Below are 17,710 nucleotides of genomic sequence, written 5' to 3' on the forward strand. Positions count from 1 at the left end.
TCATGACAGATATCAAACAAGCTGGAACATTTAAACTCGGAGATCGAGAAGTTTGCCGAATGGGATACGGCGCGATGCAGCTCGCAGGTCCTGGTGTTTTGGGTGCCCCCAAAGACCCAGCGATGGCCGAAAAAGTGCTGCAAGAGGTAATAGCCAGTGGCGTTAATCACATTGACACCTCTGATTTTTACGGTCCACACATTACTAATCAAATCATAGCCAAAGCACTTAAACCTTATCCATCAGAGCTCACGATTGCCACCAAAATTGGTGCTCGGCGTGATGCCAAAGGCAATTGGCTGCCTGCATTTGCCAAGGAAGAGTTAATTCAAGCGGTACATGACAATTTACAAAATTTAGGCGTGGAACAGTTAGACGTGGTCAATCTAAGAGCCATGTTTGATGCACAAAAACCAGTGGAAGGCTCGATTGGCGAATCGTTTCAAGTCCTTTCTGATTTAAAAAAACAAGGCCTGATTCGCCACCTTGGCGTCTCGCACGTCACTTATAACCAAGTGCAAGAAGCACAAAGTATTGATGATATTGTCTGCGTGCAAAACTGCTATAACATTGCATTGCGCACCGACGATGCGCTCATTGATAAACTTGCTCAAGAAAATATCGCTTACGTGCCATTTTTTCCACTCGGTGGTTTCACCCCACTACAATCAGACACGCTTAATGAAGTTGCCAAAGCAGAAAACGCAACGCCAATGCAAGTGGCATTAGCTTGGCTATTGCAACGCAGCCCGAATATCTTATTGATCCCGGGGACGTCCAGCGTTGCTCATCTGCACGACAACTTAGCAGCAAGCGAACTTAGCTTATCAGCTGATTCAATCACTAAATTAAATCAGATTGGTTAAAATATTTATAGAGCTCAGACAGATGTAAAACTCTAGCTGCGCTCTATCAATTTAAGGACTTGTTCGCGATGGGGAATCGAAGGCTGAGCGCCTTTACCCCCAACACACAAAGCCGCTGCGCCATGAGCATAACGCAAAGCGTTATCAAGCGAGCTTGCACGCAGTAGTTCACTGGCAAAAGCGCCATTGAAAGTATCTCCAGCAGCAGTGGTATCGATTGCCTTTACCTTAAAACCTGCGGATAAATACCCTTCACCATTTTCACTAACCCAAGCTCCTCGTGCACCTAAGGTAATGATAACTGTGGTTATGCCTTTAGCATGAAACCATTGGGCAGCTTTATTTGCGCTATCATCATCACACACCTTAATACCGGTAAGTTGCTGCGCTTCGGTTTCATTCGGGGTAATGATATCAACGAGGCTTAGCAGCTCATCATCTAAACGCTGCGCAGGCGCCGGATTGAGCATCACCCGAGTATTGGCTTGTTTGGCAATTTTCGCCGCTTGCAATACGCCAGCTAGTGGTGTTTCTAGCTGCATCAACACTATTTCGGCATTTTCAATCGTGCTTTGATAGCGCTTAACATAAGCGCTCGACACATAACGATTCGCCTGCGGCGCAACGCAGATGGTATTCTCACCAGCATCACTTACTTGGATCATAGCAAGGCCCGTTGCATTGCCCTCTTGGATAGAAATGCTCTGGGTATCAATCCCATCAGCGGCAAATTGTTTAAGCGCCTGTTGCCCCCAATCATCGTTGCCAACACAGGCAATAAATCCGCAATTGCAGCCACTTCGTGCTGCCGCAACTGCTTGATTTGCGCCTTTACCGCCAAAATGAGTTTGATAATCCTCACTGAGGCAAGTTTCGCCAGGCTGAGGAAATTGATGAACTCTAAGCACGTGATCAATATTGATACTGCCGAGTACAACAAGTGGAAGTTGATTCATCGAAAATGTTCTTATTTGTGCATTCAATAGCACTACTTTACAACATCTACTCACTTGTTTTTAAGCGCAATCGGTCATTTCAACTGATTGTATTCTTCATCACTGACAACTCGAACCCACTCATTGCTCGCATCAGCTGCAGGGATCTCGATGGCAACATGAGAAAACCAACTATCTTTTGCGGCACCATGCCAATGTTGCGTTTCAGGGGCGATGTAAACAATGTCACCAGGAGTCAGCTCTCTGGCCGCTTCGCCAGATTGTTGATACCAACCGCGTCCGCCTGTCGCAAGCAGGATTTGCCCACCTTTATGGTGAATATGCCAAAAATTCCGGCATCCTGGCTCAAAGGTAACATTGGCAACTACGACGCCTTGGGTATTTAACAGAGCTAGAAAACTTTTACCGGTAAAATAATCGGCATAAGCCGTGTTCTCTTCCCCTTTGGCAAAAATACCAACCCCATTAAATAACGTGCTCAATTGCTCTGGTACATATGTTTGTTCAGATTGACTCATAAGGTTATCCTCTTAGCTAAAATAAATTTAGATATGCTTTAATCAGTTAAAATCTCATCAAGAGCAGCGCTGATATTCTCCCCGGCAGTTTGTAAACCATCCATAGCAAACAACTTAACCAGCTGTCTGAGTTGTTGCTTACTGACTGCGTTATGCATCGCGATATTAAGATGAGCGAGAAGCTGGCTATTCACACCACTAATATTGGCAAGAGCCGCTACCGTTGCGAGCTCTCGATCTGTCCAACTGAGCAAGTCCCGGCTAAAAATATCGCCAAATAGATGAGCCTTTAGGTATTCATCAATCTGCGGTGCAAATTCAAACAGCCGACCGGACACTCGCTGACCAACTAAGCGCGTTTGATTAACGCTGCCAATCTCATAACTATTTGCTGCGCGGTTCACAGCATTGCTAGTATCACCCTGCGCATCATTAAGTCCCTGAGCTTTACGCTCATCAAGCAGCGTCATAAACGTTCCCAGAGCATTTAAGCTGCGAGGAAATCCCGCATAAGCATAGAGCTGACAAAGGATCTCTTTGATTTCATTGGTGGTTAATCCAGCATCTAATCCATCCGCTAGGCACTCTTGTAATTGCTTAAGATTGCCGCTAGCGCAATTGGCTGCAATAAGCGCCATTGAACATTGTTTGGCAGACAAAGTCGCTGTCATCATTGCCTCATTTTAGTTTTGGGTTTTAGAGTGCAGTAAATGTAATGGATAAATTAGGCTCATCGTTAGCCTGATGATGGCTATTTATTGCCTAATCGTCTGAATGATAAGTGAGGGATATTTTTTAAATCACTTGATAGGTATTTATTTAGCTGATTTATATAAATAATTTTTGATATTTAAAATTTATCTAAAGTACACACAGAACAATATTGTCTGATCATCCAAATTGATAATAACAACGACAGTGAAGAGAGCAGCCTTGTGAGTTAAATCGTGGGGCCGTTCAGTTACAAAGAAAAAGCTACCTTATTCATCACTTATAGCTCGAAAACTGCCTCGGCAAGCATCAACATCTAATGACAAGACAAACGTTTGACCACACTCTGGACACTGAAACTTCCCATAAACGCAAAGAGATGGCCAATTTTCGCAAGAAGCATTAGCACCAACAAAGTTATGATTGGACCAAAGGACCAATGTAGAATCCTGAACCGCTTGTTCAAGTTTACTGGAAGTCGCAGCATAATCGGACGGGCGCTGGAAACCTCTCGGAATTTTCCAGATTTCACAGTTATTACAATTTTTCATAGGCATCTATTAAGGGCTATTGGAGGCTGTCCTAAAATTGGTGAAAGCTCTTTTTCTGCAATAAAAGCCAATTTATCCATACCGTTACAGATTAAAATAAATCTTCCACTCATCGCTGTTTTGGACGGTAATTTTTTGGTGGCTTGAATAGGACTTATCAAAGCCTACCCATTTATATAACTTTTAAATTCTGCAGTTATAGAAGCACAATTAAGCTGTGCGACCCACTCTAATTCCATTTCTGGATCTTCAAAGTCACTCACCGAGAAAAGCAAAGCGATTTGCTCTCTTTCTTTCGGCGTACCGAATAGTCCTTCAATAGCAAGTTGCTTGAGCGCCTTTACGCAGCATGCATAAACACATAAGCGAAAATTATAAAAGTCGCTCTCACTATCGAAGCGATCAGCTGCACTGATTATCGAATTTGATTGGCGAAATTGGCTAGTCCCTTCATATTCATAGGACCACTCGGCAGTGGCAAATTTTAGATAAAGAGCTTCATCAGGCATCTCTGCTAGCTGATTGTGCAAATGACTCCTTGAGTTCACACTAGGACAGATAGTCATCGCTGATTCATCCGAGTATAGCGCAAAGCCGCAGAATTTTTCTCCCTCGTGATTTTGCATAACTTCACGAAAAGCACTTCTTGCCTCATTCACAATGATATTTTGAAGCTCAGTAAAATCTACATTAATCGTCATAACGCTCCACTTATGCATTCATTGTTCTTATAAAGTTGCGGGCCTTAAGCATGTTGCATATTGAAATCTGCGCTGGCTCAATCTCAAAAGCGCAGGTTGTATTAAACGCAGTTAAATATTCCTTGTCTTAGACAACGAGCAACAGCCATATAATTGGCTATCATTTAAGGAACTTATCAGCTTTTATCAAGACAAACTATCAGGGAAAATACACACTCATATTTTCTTAACATAACAATTAGTTATTTCTCAAACTCATACTCTGTTAAACACCACTGTGTTGATGTTTTCCAACTTATTTCTTTAAATGATGTTCTCAGCTTTCCTTCTTCAAGAAGTTGCTTCATAAAATAACTCGGGGATATATACGCCTTATAATCATATGCAAAAGCATATCCAAGCTCGTTTAACTTTAACATTAACTGCTTAGTATCCTCTGATTCAATACCAGCATGATGAATGGTTTTATCGGTATAACCGCTATTTTTGATATAACTGGGACTGCCTGACAGCTGTATTGTCGTTTCACTAATAGAGACAACATGAGCTGGAATGTTATCTTCGCGCCGACCAAATGCTACGTTGTATGGTGGTTTTTTGATCATCTACGCTACCCTGATGGAAATAATTTTTAAAAGTTATGATTTACTTTAGCTATAAATATTCACTCAGATAATAAGCAAAATAGTATACACCGTCTCATTTACAGTTTTCTAACTCATCGTTTTTAGTGATGATAAAAGCTGCCGAAGAATTCGGCAGCTTTATCTTACACATTAAATAACGAATCGGTCGGCGTTCATCACTTTGCTCCATGCAGCAATAAAATCACGAGCCATTTTTTCTTTGTTATCATCTTGCGCATAAAATTCTGCGTAGTTGCGCAAGATGGAGTTCGAGCCAAACACAAGATCCACACGTGTTGCGCTCCATTTAACATCGCCACTGGCTCGGTCGCAGATATCGTAACTATTTCGCCCAGTTGGTACCCAACGATTGTTCATATCGGTTAGATTAACGAAGAAATCGTTAGACAAAGCCCCGACGTTATCAGTAAACACACCATGTTTACTGCCCGCGTGGTTAACCCCCAGCACACGTAAACCACCAATAAGAACCGTCATCTCTGACGCTGTTAAGCCCATCAACTGAGCGCGATCGAGCAACAACTCTTCTGGTTTTACCGAATAATGCTCTTTTTGCCAATTACGAAAACCATCGGCAAGCGGCTCTAATACCTCAAACGATTGCACATCTGTCATCTCTTGAGTTGCATCGCCACGACCTGCTGTAAAGGGAACAGACAGTGATAAACCGCCCGCGGCAATCGCTTGTTCAAGCCCAACATTACCCGCTAGAACAATCACATCCGCCACACTAATGCCAAAACCAACCGCAATCGGCTCTAATACAGCCAATACTTTAGCCAGCCGTTCTGGCTCATTACCTGCCCAGCCATTTTGCGGCGCTAAGCGGATGCGCGCCCCATTGGCACCGCCTCGATAATCAGACTGGCGGAAGGTTCTTGCACTATCCCATGCGGTTGCAATTAATTCAGCCACACTTAAACCGCTCGCTGCAATTTTCGCTTTCACCGCATCCACGTCGTAATCACGATTCCCTTCAGGGATAGGATCTTGCCAAATAAGATCTTCGCTTGGCACATCTGGGCCGATATAACGCTGTTTTGGCCCTAAATCGCGGTGAGTTAATTTAAACCATGCACGAGAAAATGCATCGGCAAACAGTGCTGGATCGTGGTAATAACGCTCAGCAATAGCGCGATAATCAGGGTCCATTTTCAGAGCCATATCCGCATCCGTCATAATAGGGTTATGGCGAATAGTGGGGTCTTGTACATCCACTGCTTTATCTTCTTCAGAGATATCAATAGGTTCCCATTGCCATGCACCTGCTGGGCTTTTCTTCAATTCCCAATCGTATTTAAATAACAGCTCAAAATAGCCGTTATCCCATTGCGTTGGGTTGGTTGTCCAAGCGCCTTCAATCCCGCTGGTGACGGTATCTCGGCCAACGCCGCGCGCTTGATGATTCATCCAACCAAAGCCTTGATCTTCAATAGCCGCGCCTTCTGGCTCTGGTGACAGTTTAGCGGCATCACCGTTACCATGACATTTACCCACTGTGTGGCCACCTGCGGTTAACGCAACGGTCTCTTCATCATTCATCGCCATGCGTGCAAACGTCACGCGCATATCTTGCGCGGTTTTTAATGGGTCAGGATTGCCATCCACACCTTCTGGATTCACATAAATCAACCCCATCATGACCGATGCCAATGGGTTTTCTAAATTCCGCTCCCCACTGTAACGGGAATGTTCAGCATCACTGGTTGCGAGCCACTGCGTTTCTGCGCCCCAGTATGTATCTTTTTCAGGGTGCCAAATATCTTCACGACCAAACGCAAAACCAAAGGTTTTTAGCCCCATCGATTCATACGCCATATTGCCGGCTAGAATCATCAAATCCGCCCAACTGATCGCATTGCCGTATTTCTTCTTAATTGGCCACAACAAACGACGCGCTTTATCTAAGTTGGCGTTATCTGGCCATGAGTTCAGTGGTGCAAATCGTTGGTTACCAGTTGAACCGCCTCCGCGACCATCAGCGCTGCGATAGCTCCCCGCCGAGTGCCAAGCCATGCGAATCATTAAACCGCCATAGTGTCCCCAATCAGCAGGCCACCAAGCTTGGCTATCAGTCATTAAGTTTTTTAAATCTGTTTTAAGTGCATTAACATCGAGCTGTTTCACCGCATGGCGATAATCAAACCCATCGTCAAGTGGGTTGGTTTTTCGATCATGCTGATGCAAGATGTCTAAATTTAAGCTCTTCGGCCACCACTCTTTCGCCATATTAGGCGACGTTAGGCTACCGTGCATTACAGGGCATTGCCCTTTTGGCGTATTCGATTGCTGCGTCATTGGTGCTTCCCTTAGTATTAACGATGGTGAATGACATCTCGATTTTTAAGAAATCGCACTCACTGTGAGTTTTTGTTGATGTCCATACTCTACTCAAGGGAATGGCTGCAGGATAATATTGATTTACGATGAGTTTAATAGGTAAAACGGATTAACATTATTTAATGACTCTAGCTGAGTTTAAAAGCTATTTAACCACCCAATAATACTCTCTGTGCTCGGTACGCCACCAGCATGAACAACCTTTTCATCCATCACCACAGCGGGAGTCGACATAATCCCATAATTCATAATAGTTTCAGGATCGCTAACCTTTTCAACCAAGACATCAATGCCCTGCTCTAGAGCTAATTTTTCAATCAATTTAGCCGTGTTTACACAGTTAACACACCCAGAACCTAGCACTTTAAAAACTTTCATAGTTATCTCCTAATATTGCCAAAACGATAAATTAAATATCCATCCCATCAGCGTAAACGCACACAAAAGTAGACCAAATAACGCGCCCAGCAATTGCCATTGCATGACTTGTTTTAACATGACAAATTCTGGAATACTTGCCGCGACCGTACTCATACAAAAAGCCAACGTTGTGCCAATGGGCAGGCCGTTGTTCAATAAGCCTTCCATAATTGGGATAACACCTGTTGCATTAGAATATAAAGGAATACCGATAAAAACCGCAGCTGGAACACTCCACCACTGAGCCGCCCCTAAATGCATTTCTATCCAACCGTCAGGCACAAACCCATGTAATCCAGCGCCAATACCGACACCGATAAACACCCATTTCCAGGCTCGAGAGACGATTTCAAACATTTGCTGTTTGGCGAATTGATGACGGTACAACAATGTTATACCGCCATCAGGAACAACGAGATTGCACTTGCCATCTTGATGCTCAATTAGAGCCTTTTGCATAGCCCTAGCAGCAAAGGGTTGCAACCAACGCTGTGCGCCCATCATATCCAGTAGCCAACCGCTGAATATCCCGATAGCCATTCCTATCAATGTGTACATAATGGTGAACTTCCAACCTAAAAGACTAAACAGTAAGACAACAGCTATCTCATTGATAAGTGGTGAAGTAATCAAAAATGCCATAGTCATTCCTAAGGGAATACCAACCGATGTAAATCCAAGAAATATAGGAATACTAGAGCATGAACAAAATGGGGTAATCGCCCCGAAAATACTACCGGTGACATAGCCAAAAAGACGGCGTTTACCAGCAAGGTAATATCGAACCTTTTCTAGATTTAAGGATGCTCGAAGTAAAGCGATGACGTAAATCATGACAACTAATAACACCATGATTTTACTCGTATCTTCGATGAAAAAGTGGATACTATCGGCAAGTTTAGTCCCATGTTGCATGGCAAATAGCCGATAAGTCACCCAATCTGCAAGATACGTAAACCCTTCAAACATAGCCATTCCTTCAAATAACTTCATCTTCTCATGCTAATAAGACGAAGTTGAAGTCAAAAGGATGCAAAGAGATTTATAAATATTTGCGGGGAATATTTTGATAAGTAAATCAGGTGTTATCTCGGTAAAAACAACACACCCGGTTTTGTTCATCAAAACGGATATGACACTGCTTTTGTAAAATGCTCTTAAGCTTTTGCCGAGCTCTCTGGATCCGAGATTTGGTTGCAACTAATGTGAGTTTATTTTGCTGCGCAAACTGCTGTTGACTCAGGCCTTGTAAGTCACACTGAGTGATAATATTTCTCTGTGATGGGCTCAGATTTTCAAGAGCTCGAGGCAGGCATTGCGCGAGGCTATCTATGGCGGCTAATTCAAGTTCATCCCATGATGGGTCGTAATGACTCAAATCTAGTTCTTGCTCTTTGCTCGCTCGGCGCTGCTTATCAATAAGCATATTGCGTGCAACGCGGTACAACCATGCTCTTTGATTTTGAATGTCACAAAACGCTTTTTGCTGCTGTAGTGCCTTTAAAAAGGTATCTTGCAAAAGGTCAAAGCTCAAGTCTTCATCATTGGTCTGTTTGAAAAGCCAATAGTAAAGTTCAGACTCAAAAAGATGCCATGTCGTCATCAGACACGGCACCGCTGATGTTTCACTCGTTAAGTTATAATTGGCCATAGTAGCTACTTTTCAGTCTTAATTAGAGTCTACATCACACTTCAAAAGAAACTGCGATATCTGGTTAAAAACTTATAACCAGATACTTTATCGTTTATGGGGATCAGCAAGCGCATTCAGTACAGCATTTAGCAAATACACAGGAATTGCGCCTAATCGATATCGAAGCCAACAAAATTATTCATCTGATTGATTCTTAAATATTTCTATCCATTTAGAAAATTGCGAAATAGTCGTCTCATGCCTACGTTTCAATGCAAACTCATCACACATAAAGCCTACGGGGTCAGTTGGCGCTTTTTGTAATGCATAACGAACTAATCCCATAGCCTCTTGATAAGATATTTCAGACCAAGTACGCTCATAACCGAATGGATTCAATCCTCTCCATGCCACCTCCTGCGAGATCTGTTCTGAGCTAGCCCAAAGAGTTGGCTCCCATTCAGGTGTTTCAACAATTCCGGCCCAATTTGAGACCAATGACATCAAGTAATCTCGTTGCTTTTTACTCGTTCTTGTCAAACCGTGAAGATTAGCGATATCAAGAGCCAACGTATGCAAGGTAATTCCTGGCTTTTCCTCAAGGATTTCCTTCGCTACATGATTGATAGTCTCAGCATGATTTTCTTTGAAATAGTCCGATGCAGAAAAGTTATATTCAGGCCTATTTTGGCTTTGCCCTATTTCTAAGCTGGATTCAGTTAACTCATCAATCGATGCAGCTTTAGCATAAGTTCCTGTCATCATATCTTCTGGAGTTTTTTTCTCAGAAGTTGGAAACTCGAGAACATTATCCTCAATATTTAGCTGACTATCTAAATTCTCTTGTTTTCTATCGTCCTCGAGCAATTGTTGTAGCTGGTTATGAATTTTTGATATAGCCGCATCAGCATCAATAAAATAGTCAGTAGACCAGAGCCTAATGATATTCCACCCTAGATTTTCCAGGACATTTTGCCTAACTCTATCGCGGTCACGAGCCGTTGGTAAACTATGATAAGTTGCGCCATCGCACTCAATTCCCGCGAGATATCGCCCTGCTTGATCAGGATGGAAGACCCCTAAATCGATACGGAATTTACTAACACCGACTTGAGTTTGTACTTTCCAACCTTTTGCTCTAAGCGATGTTGCAACAGCTTGTTCAAAATCACTATCAAATTGATCAACGCCATAATTTGCAAAAGACTGTTCTGCCAGAGCTATTGGGCCCCTTTCAGCAAACTCTAAATAATGTTTTAAATCTTCAATAGCTTTAGAAGAGGTACGACTTAAATCAATCATTGATGAATCAAAACTACTAAATACAATAATTTCCGATGTCGCGCGCGTAATTGCGACATTGAGTCGTCTTTCACCACCGCTTTTGTTTAGCGGCCCAAAATTCATACTCATTGTTTTAGCTTCAGGTTCAGTCGGACCATATGCCAGACTTAAAATTATAATATCCCGTTCATCACCCTGAACAGATTCAAGGTTTTTCACAAATAACGGATCTTGTCCGTCGCTATCATGAAAATATTTCTCAATCTCCGGATATTGACGCCTTGCATCATCGAGCAAATCTTCAATAGTGCGCTGTTGTTCAGTATTGAGAGTAACGATTCCAATGGATAAATTTTGCAGTATTGGATCATTTAGTCGCCTAATAACCTCATCAACTACAGCCTTAGCTTCAATAGGATTATTTCGACCTTTACCTTTGGCATATATGCCATTGACTCTGCGGCAACTCACGACAGATTCTTTAGTATCAGAAGATGGGTAAGTTACCAAAGAATTCTCATAATACTGGCTATTTGAAAATGCGATTAATGTTTCATGTTTGCTTCGGTAATGCCCCATCAACCGCTTAAGCGGAAGCCTTGCGGCTAGAGCCTGGTCAAGAATTGATTCCAAATCTTCTTCATCGGCATCGTCATTAGCAGTTTGAGCATTAAAGAAATTAGTCGGCGGCATTTGCTTAGGATCACCAACAATGACAACGTTTTTCCCTCTCGCTATTGCACCAACCGAGTCCCAAGTCGTCATCTGAGACGCTTCATCAAACACGACGAGATCTACACCATGAAAGTCACTCGGTAGGAATTGAGCAACCGATAGAGGTGACATCATTAAACAAGGACATAGCTCCAATAATGATTCTCCCATTTGTTCGATCAATGTTCGAATAGGGATATGGCGAGTTTTTTTCTGTAACTCCCTTGCAAGAATACCAAATTGAGCCGACTGATTAGCACCACCTTGCTTAGGGATTTTTTGTGAAGCAAGCGTAATGATGTACTCACTTGTAATATTGGCAACTTCTTCATCTAACTCTCTAAATCTATTAATAGTTTCTTCATGTGAAGACGCTTTAAATTTTCTAAGAGCTGGGTTTTGGTCAATGAGTAATGGTGCTAACCATTTACAATATGCAACATAGAATTGATGACTCGCATCCTTAGGAGAAACTAATCCCGCTTCAATAGCATTTACCAAAGACTGGAGACCAATTGCTTGAGCAGTCTCTTTTGCTGATTGCCATTCACACCAATATTTAAGTTTCGTCCTATTACTCAAGATGTGATTTGATTTTCTAACTACTTCTTGAAGTGTGTCAGTATTAGAAACAGTAACGCCTGATTGCTCTAACTGATTGATAAGTCCGTTATATTCATTTAAAGCCTCATCCGTATGACACCATTGAATATAGACTTTTGAATCCTCGAGATAATCCCTTCCATCAACAAACCACTTTTTAATCTGTATTAATACAGACACAGGATCATCAGAAAGCGAAAGGACGTTAGACTGCAGCTGACTTGCTTGCACTCCGGTATAGTATAACTTTTCTAGTTCCGCACTAGTTGTATCCCAACCACTCCAAAGCTTATAGTCATTTAAACTAGGAAGCGTTTGTTCAATTTCTGCAATGAGCGCGACGGCTTCTTTGAAAACATCAACTAAATCTAAATTTGATAACGGTTCTATTCCAATTTTCTTACAAGAAGCCTTAAGTTTCCATTTACTAATGATTGACTTAAACCACCCTGTATTGGCTTGTTCGGCAAGTTCAATCCAATCATTTATTGGAACGTTTTTAAGTTTGTCGACCGATATGGGTTGTCCCAATTTACTAATCGTTGTATCTAATACTGCTTTTTGTTCAGAAACTTTTTTAAGCGCACTTAAACGTTCCTTTGCCCCTTTTTCGATTGCATAGCCAATAGGGTTTTGTATGGCAATACGAATCAAATCACCTAAGCTGGAAAGTTTTTGTAGTTCTGACAATGAAACGTTATCTAATGCAAGATCAAACTGCCCAGCAAAGCTAATCGCATTTGATTGAACTGGCTCTGATTTGTCTATCAACTGCTCGAATAAGCGAGCTGTCTGCGTCTGCCAAACATTTGACCAATTGATAGTTTTTATTATCTCGAAAGATATCGGTTCTATACCTGACAGATCTTCAAAAGCAATGGCCAAATTTTTGGCCCTAGTCTGCGCATCTTTTAAGTCATTTTCATTTTTAAAAGGACAAGCATTGAGAGCAAGAGGCCAATCCAATTCAAAGGCCAGTTCATCTGAATGTTTTGCTAAAGTCGCAATCGTATCTCGAACCGACAGACCATAGATAGTATGGGCATGAAGAGCCTCAACATAAGTATTTAATTGTGTTCTTTTTTGTCCAAGCTCTGATAAATTCATCTCCCATGTTTGTTGGCTAAGCCCATTTCTCTTTGTCCACGCTTTTTCAAGCTGATCAAGCACCATTCTTTTATTGGTTTTATTACTATGTATCTCTAAGCACAGATGCTGCAAACCAACTTTCTGCATCCGACGGTAAACAACATTTAACGCCGCCATTTTCTCTGCGACAAATAACACAGTTCTGCCCATACCAATATTATGAGCAATAATATTAGCAATCGTTTCTGACTTACCTGTTCCTGGGGGACCTTCTAAAACAAAATCTTGAGAATGAGCTGAGGCCTCAACAGCTACCAGCTGGGAGCTATCACAGTTCAAAGGAGTGAAAATTTTTGAAAAATCTACTTTGTGATCAATATCATAACGTTCAATAAAATTTGACTTCTGTGGATATGGTTCTCTTGGGTTATCAACCAGATGCTCTACAAAAAGGTTTTCTTTAAGATCTCCAATACGATCTCGTAAATCTTTCCACATTAGATATTTTGAGAATGAAAACGAAGCCAGGACCAATTCTTCAGATACTTCAAATCCTCGATGCTCACTAATTTCATCACGAACTCTACGCCAGATACCAGCGACATCAATACCACTGTCATCTTTTGGTAAATCATCCTTAAACTCAGCGAGATTAATGTTTTGTTCTACTTGAAGAAACTCAATAAGCGTGAGGTTAAAGATAGGCTCTTCATCAGCTAACTGTTCCAAATAAACTGGAGAACGTGCGCTCTTTCTGGATAAAGTGATGGGCAATAAAATCAATGGTGCTCGATAACTGCGATCATCCTCGGGATTTTCTTTCCATTTCAGCATACCGAGCGCGAGATATAGAGTATTTGAGCCACCTTCTTCGAGATCGTTCTTAGCTTTACGATAAAGAGAAACCGCACTACTATCCATGCGTTTTGTACTTTGGTTAGCAATAAGAACTTGATTTTCCAATTGATCTAATGCATATGCCCGGTGCAAATCACGACCATTTTGCATTCTAAAACCATCTAAATCTCGATTTCTATCATTTAAAGGACTATCTTGTGCCGATATAAATTGGAACTTTTGACCATCTGCTAACATATCTTCCAGTGAAGCGATATTAGGGCAAAAAATTCTAATAGAAATCGCTCTATCACTAAAATTCAGTAGGCTATTACGTTTGGATAAGTCGAGAAGTTTTCTAGACCAGGTGTCGATTCTTGTCTCAGGAGTTTCTTGTTCAACTCGTTCATCGAACCTTACCGGAGGTAACGGCGGAATGACTGGCTCAGGCAAGCCTTCGGTTGATTCAGCAGAAACCTCGCGTCGAGCTTCTTCCACTGTTGATAAGGGTTTTATCTGTCGAGCTCTTGCCTGCGCGATATCTATAACATAAACAAAATCGTCTTCATTTTCTTCGGAAATAAGTGATCGAGCATATTCAGCAGATTGAGCGAAAGTAACAGGATTACTATTTGTAATCATTGTTGTTTCAAAGAAAACGATATCACGATTATCAACCCTCTTTCTGACATCCATAGGGTCATCGTTGGTTAAAACGGGTAATCTCTCATTAATTAACCAAGCACCAGCAAATGCATGCTCTTTAGTTAGTGCAATAATCGCATTAAGTCCCATTGCTTCGATACAACTTGCGAAAAGCAACGATGTATCTAAACATGCTGCAATCTTAGAGCTACTGATCTCATTGGCAAGCCTAATCCTTTGTCCATACTTAGCAAAACTCGGCGGTGGGCTTACATAGGCTAGTTTCTGTTCAAAGAGCACATTCCAAAGTGTAGCGACCATCAAATATGGCTTCTCTCTCGTATTATTTTGATAGCCGTCTAAGCTCCTTGAGTGACTATGTTTCTCCAGTGAGTTGGCGACTTGACGTAAAAGAGATTCAACATAAATACCATTGGGTTTGACAAAAGCAGCGAGCAAATCTGGCTGGCGATTCTCCCCTCCCCAGTAATTAGCTGGCAATATATCGACATTTTTAACTACTGATGAAATAACTTCATCCAAGTCGTTATATAGATTGAAGGTAAGTTGAATACTAAGCTCTTCAGTCAAACCAAATAGTTTTTCAAATGGTAATTTGAAATCAGCCATTACTAAATCAATACGCTGACGAGGTCTCAACTCATCAATTAACCACTCGTACTCAGCAAGCCACCCTGGAATCTCTTCTAGCTTGAGCTTAAGAGACTTCAGTACCTGATCAGGCGAAGCCGAATCATCAACATTTCCACTGTATTCAACTTTGATATTTTTAATCAGTGGATATGAATTTTGTTGAGCAGCCAATGAAAATGTGGAAATTGAATAGATTTGAACAGATACAATGTCGATCATAGCAACGCTCGAGTTGTCCGTAACATATAAGCAATTAAGACGAAGTATTACTTTTAGCAGCCTTGAGCACAAGTCTCCAGCTTTTTGTTGAGTACTAAGTACTGGCTTATTAATACGAATAATAGCTCTACATCTATTTAATCGCTTAAGCCACCGATTTTAGTGTTCGGCCCATTCATAGTATAAAATGCTCTAAACGAACTATCGTCGAGGTACAACGGTGAGCATATCAATGAGTTTTTCAAACAGTTTACGACAGCTGGCAAAATGTATCAGTGATTGTGCAGGTGTACAAAACCAAGTCGATTTGCCGATTGAAGGGATGCTCATCAGCCGTTGGGAGCACCTGACTAACCCCGCAAGTTATACATTAAACGCAAGTATTTGCCTGATTGCTCAAGGTCAAAAGCAAGTCATTCTCGGCGAGCAAAATTATAACTATGATCCTCAAAAGTTCTTAGTTTCCTCTGTTGACCTGCCGGTAATGGCACACATCACACGCGCATCAACGCAAGAGCCTTTTCTAGGGGTTGTCATGCAGTTGGACTTACAAGAAATTGCGCAGCTTATTACAGAATCTAAAATGAGCTTTGCTCAATCTGCACAAGCGCAACCAGGCATTGGTATAGGCGAGCTATCTGAGCCGCTATTAAATGCCTTTGTCAGGCTTTTTGAACTGCTCGATGAACCAGAACATATTGATATTTTAGCGCCAGTGATTAAACGTGAGATTTTCTATCGTTTATTGATGACCAATCAGGGTCAACGACTCTACCAATTGACAGTTGCCAATAGCCATTCACAACAGGTGGCTAAAGCGATTGACTGGCTCAAAAGCAATTACACTCAGCCATTAAGTATTGGCGAATTATCGGATTATGTTGGAATGAGCAAGTCGGCATTTCATCAACATTTTCGCCTAGTAACCGCGATGACGCCTTTACAGTTTCAGAAGAAACTGCGGCTAAACGAAGCGCGCCGGCTAATGCTAATTGAAAATCTAGGTGCCAGCGAAGCCACCTTTAAAGTAGGTTATGAAAGTCCATCTCAGTTTAGTCGCGAATATAGCCGCCTATTTGGCCGCTCACCAGTGAAAGATATCCGATTTCTCACCCATCAAGACGCATCATAACCATTTTATAAAACTAAAAACCCGCACATTAGCGCGGGCTTAGTCCAATAACTGGCAGTGGTATTTTACGATGCAACTCGCAACTCGAGGACACGAGCCTGGTTAGTCCAAGTTTCGATCCCCAGAACTTTCAGCTCCAGTGAACCATCAATGACTTCACCAATATAAGAGATAGGTAACGGCTCTTCGGCAGTGTCATCACCATAAACAACACAAAATTGCTGACGAGGGCTGTAAAAACAAACTGAACCAGCGCTAGAACCATATTTAGCTTTACGCTCTGCACCGACTTCTTGAGTCAGATATTTATTTTCCCAAGGAGCCACAATTGGCAATGTGAAGAAAACCATATCACCAATTAATTTACCGTGTTGCAGCATGGTTTTCATTGGCAATTTATCTTTCAATTCTTTTGCCAACATAGGAACTTTGTCTTCCCAAACTTTAATACTACAAATATCTACGCCTTCGACTGACATTGTTAAAATCATTTTTTACTTCATATTCTATTTACGACGAAAACCATCACCCAGACCCCAAGGGAAAACAAAGTCTACCCACATATGAAGTCGGTTAGCGTAACTAATCATTGCCTTCGTCAATAAACATAACTCTTCAGTGTTTTTACATTCCAAAGCTGTTTCTACATATATTTTGGTAAGACGAGCTGCTTCTGGTAAATTTACAAAATCAAAGAAATCCGCTTTATAGCCAATAATCTGATTAATAATAGCTTGAAGAGTTTTTAACTCTGCATCGGTATCTTCACAAACGCGAATAATACCCCATAACATTTCATCAGCTAATGTCCGGGTTTCACCTTCGGCAAATATAATTGTACTTAAATATTGGCCTCGTGAACCGGTACCACGTTCGATTTTGCCTTCGCCTAAATCTTTTACGTCATCTGGACTATTTAGCCAAATTCTTTCTCGTTCTTCTTCAAATAATTTAATAGCGTCTGTGACTTGCATAAGTATCCTCCATACTTGGCTAGGTAGAGCTGGATAAAATTTTTTTTATCCGTTCTGACTGTGAGTTCTTAAGTACATGATCTGGACTTGAGCACTCTAATATTTCTCCTTTATCCATAAAGGCAATCCGATCGCATACTGAATCGCCACTGATTTCCTAGACACCTTTTAGTTAGATAAACTAGCTAAAAAAAGAGGTGTCCATGAGCCATAAAC

Annotated in this window: 15 protein-coding genes; 2 read left to right on the top strand and 13 right to left on the bottom strand. The window is 41.6% G+C overall.

Translation table 11 applies throughout. The features are described from left to right. Positions 1-2 precede the first annotated feature (2 nt). A complete protein-coding gene (locus ABTQ23_RS07330; protein WP_408615025.1) occupies positions 3-866 on the top strand; it encodes an aldo/keto reductase family oxidoreductase in 864 nt (287 codons plus the stop codon). A 32-nt stretch (positions 867-898) separates the two neighbouring features. On the opposite strand, the gene rbsK is transcribed toward ABTQ23_RS07330, so the two are convergent. From rbsK to proA, 11 genes are all read right to left on the bottom strand, one after another. Further along, positions 899-1,822, bottom strand: coding sequence for a ribokinase (gene rbsK, locus ABTQ23_RS07335; protein ID WP_408615026.1), 924 nt, complete (start codon positions 1,820-1,822; stop codon positions 899-901). Between the two features lie 74 nt (positions 1,823-1,896). Beyond that, entirely contained in the window at positions 1,897-2,340 is a 444-nt protein-coding gene (locus ABTQ23_RS07340; RefSeq protein WP_408615027.1) for a cupin domain-containing protein, read from the bottom strand. Positions 2,341-2,378: 38 nt separating this feature from the next. Then, entirely contained in the window at positions 2,379-3,014 is a 636-nt protein-coding gene (locus tag ABTQ23_RS07345) for a carboxymuconolactone decarboxylase family protein (RefSeq protein ID WP_408615028.1), read from the bottom strand. 306 nt (positions 3,015-3,320) lie between these two features. Continuing rightward, the gene (locus tag ABTQ23_RS07350; RefSeq protein ID WP_408615029.1) at positions 3,321-3,602 is read right to left on the bottom strand and encodes a hypothetical protein; all 282 of its coding nucleotides are present in this window, start codon (positions 3,600-3,602) and stop codon (positions 3,321-3,323) included. Positions 3,603-3,766: 164 nt separating this feature from the next. Next, positions 3,767-4,303, bottom strand: coding sequence for a DUF4303 domain-containing protein (locus ABTQ23_RS07355; protein WP_408615030.1), 537 nt, complete (start codon positions 4,301-4,303; stop codon positions 3,767-3,769). A gap of 242 nt (positions 4,304-4,545) precedes the next feature. Further along, complete coding sequence (locus ABTQ23_RS07360; RefSeq protein ID WP_408615031.1) at positions 4,546-4,908, bottom strand: hypothetical protein; 363 nt, start codon at positions 4,906-4,908, stop codon at positions 4,546-4,548. A 171-nt stretch (positions 4,909-5,079) separates the two neighbouring features. Then, positions 5,080-7,248 carry a catalase/peroxidase HPI gene (gene katG / locus ABTQ23_RS07365; RefSeq protein WP_408615032.1) on the bottom strand — a complete coding sequence of 723 codons (2,169 nt, stop codon included), beginning with the start codon at positions 7,246-7,248 and terminating at the stop codon, positions 5,080-5,082. 180 nt (positions 7,249-7,428) lie between these two features. Continuing rightward, complete coding sequence (locus ABTQ23_RS07370) at positions 7,429-7,668, bottom strand: thioredoxin family protein (protein ID WP_408615033.1); 240 nt, start codon at positions 7,666-7,668, stop codon at positions 7,429-7,431. Between the two features lie 9 nt (positions 7,669-7,677). Next, the gene (locus tag ABTQ23_RS07375; protein WP_408615046.1) at positions 7,678-8,679 is read right to left on the bottom strand and encodes a permease; all 1,002 of its coding nucleotides are present in this window, start codon (positions 8,677-8,679) and stop codon (positions 7,678-7,680) included. Positions 8,680-8,788: 109 nt separating this feature from the next. Continuing rightward, complete coding sequence (locus ABTQ23_RS07380; RefSeq protein ID WP_408615034.1) at positions 8,789-9,361, bottom strand: sigma-70 family RNA polymerase sigma factor; 573 nt, start codon at positions 9,359-9,361, stop codon at positions 8,789-8,791. A gap of 177 nt (positions 9,362-9,538) precedes the next feature. Further along, positions 9,539-15,388 carry an anti-phage protein ProA gene (gene proA / locus ABTQ23_RS07385; RefSeq protein ID WP_408615035.1) on the bottom strand — a complete coding sequence of 1,950 codons (5,850 nt, stop codon included), beginning with the start codon at positions 15,386-15,388 and terminating at the stop codon, positions 9,539-9,541. A 232-nt stretch (positions 15,389-15,620) separates the two neighbouring features. On the opposite strand from proA, the gene ABTQ23_RS07390 reads away from it, so the two are divergent. Next, positions 15,621-16,520: an AraC family transcriptional regulator gene (locus tag ABTQ23_RS07390; protein ID WP_408615036.1), complete on the top strand. Its 900-nt coding sequence runs from the start codon at positions 15,621-15,623 to the stop codon at positions 16,518-16,520. A gap of 65 nt (positions 16,521-16,585) precedes the next feature. Here the strand turns inward: ABTQ23_RS07390 and ABTQ23_RS07395 are convergent, their stop codons facing one another. Both ABTQ23_RS07395 and ABTQ23_RS07400 read right to left on the bottom strand, forming a co-directional pair. Continuing rightward, a complete protein-coding gene (locus ABTQ23_RS07395; RefSeq protein ID WP_408615037.1) occupies positions 16,586-17,011 on the bottom strand; it encodes a hypothetical protein in 426 nt (141 codons plus the stop codon). Between the two features lie 15 nt (positions 17,012-17,026). Then, positions 17,027-17,494 carry a cucumopine synthase-related protein gene (locus ABTQ23_RS07400; protein WP_408615038.1) on the bottom strand — a complete coding sequence of 156 codons (468 nt, stop codon included), beginning with the start codon at positions 17,492-17,494 and terminating at the stop codon, positions 17,027-17,029. Positions 17,495-17,710: the final 216 nt, after the last annotated feature.

Origin of the sequence: Celerinatantimonas sediminis (assembly GCF_046054195.1) — a bacterium.
In the GTDB taxonomy this organism is placed as follows: Bacteria; Pseudomonadota; Gammaproteobacteria; order Enterobacterales; family Celerinatantimonadaceae; genus Celerinatantimonas.

Coding starts and splice junctions, on each gene's coding strand:
- ABTQ23_RS07360 (WP_408615031.1), bottom strand. CDS start 4,908: ATGATCAAAAAACCACCATACAACGTAGCATTTGGTCGGCGCGAAGAT.
- ABTQ23_RS07375 (WP_408615046.1), bottom strand. CDS start 8,679: ATGTTTGAAGGGTTTACGTATCTTGCAGATTGGGTGACTTATCGGCTA.
- ABTQ23_RS07350 (WP_408615029.1), bottom strand. CDS start 3,602: ATGAAAAATTGTAATAACTGTGAAATCTGGAAAATTCCGAGAGGTTTC.
- ABTQ23_RS07355 (WP_408615030.1), bottom strand. CDS start 4,303: ATGACGATTAATGTAGATTTTACTGAGCTTCAAAATATCATTGTGAAT.
- ABTQ23_RS07345 (WP_408615028.1), bottom strand. CDS start 3,014: ATGATGACAGCGACTTTGTCTGCCAAACAATGTTCAATGGCGCTTATT.
- ABTQ23_RS07400 (WP_408615038.1), bottom strand. CDS start 17,494: ATGCAAGTCACAGACGCTATTAAATTATTTGAAGAAGAACGAGAAAGA.
- ABTQ23_RS07340 (WP_408615027.1), bottom strand. CDS start 2,340: ATGAGTCAATCTGAACAAACATATGTACCAGAGCAATTGAGCACGTTA.
- ABTQ23_RS07390 (WP_408615036.1), top strand. CDS start 15,621: ATGAGTTTTTCAAACAGTTTACGACAGCTGGCAAAATGTATCAGTGAT.
- katG (WP_408615032.1), bottom strand. CDS start 7,248: ATGACGCAGCAATCGAATACGCCAAAAGGGCAATGCCCTGTAATGCAC.
- rbsK (WP_408615026.1), bottom strand. CDS start 1,822: ATGAATCAACTTCCACTTGTTGTACTCGGCAGTATCAATATTGATCAC.
- ABTQ23_RS07380 (WP_408615034.1), bottom strand. CDS start 9,361: ATGGCCAATTATAACTTAACGAGTGAAACATCAGCGGTGCCGTGTCTG.
- ABTQ23_RS07395 (WP_408615037.1), bottom strand. CDS start 17,011: ATGATTTTAACAATGTCAGTCGAAGGCGTAGATATTTGTAGTATTAAA.
- ABTQ23_RS07330 (WP_408615025.1), top strand. CDS start 3: ATGACAGATATCAAACAAGCTGGAACATTTAAACTCGGAGATCGAGAA.
- proA (WP_408615035.1), bottom strand. CDS start 15,388: ATGATCGACATTGTATCTGTTCAAATCTATTCAATTTCCACATTTTCA.
- ABTQ23_RS07370 (WP_408615033.1), bottom strand. CDS start 7,668: ATGAAAGTTTTTAAAGTGCTAGGTTCTGGGTGTGTTAACTGTGTAAAC.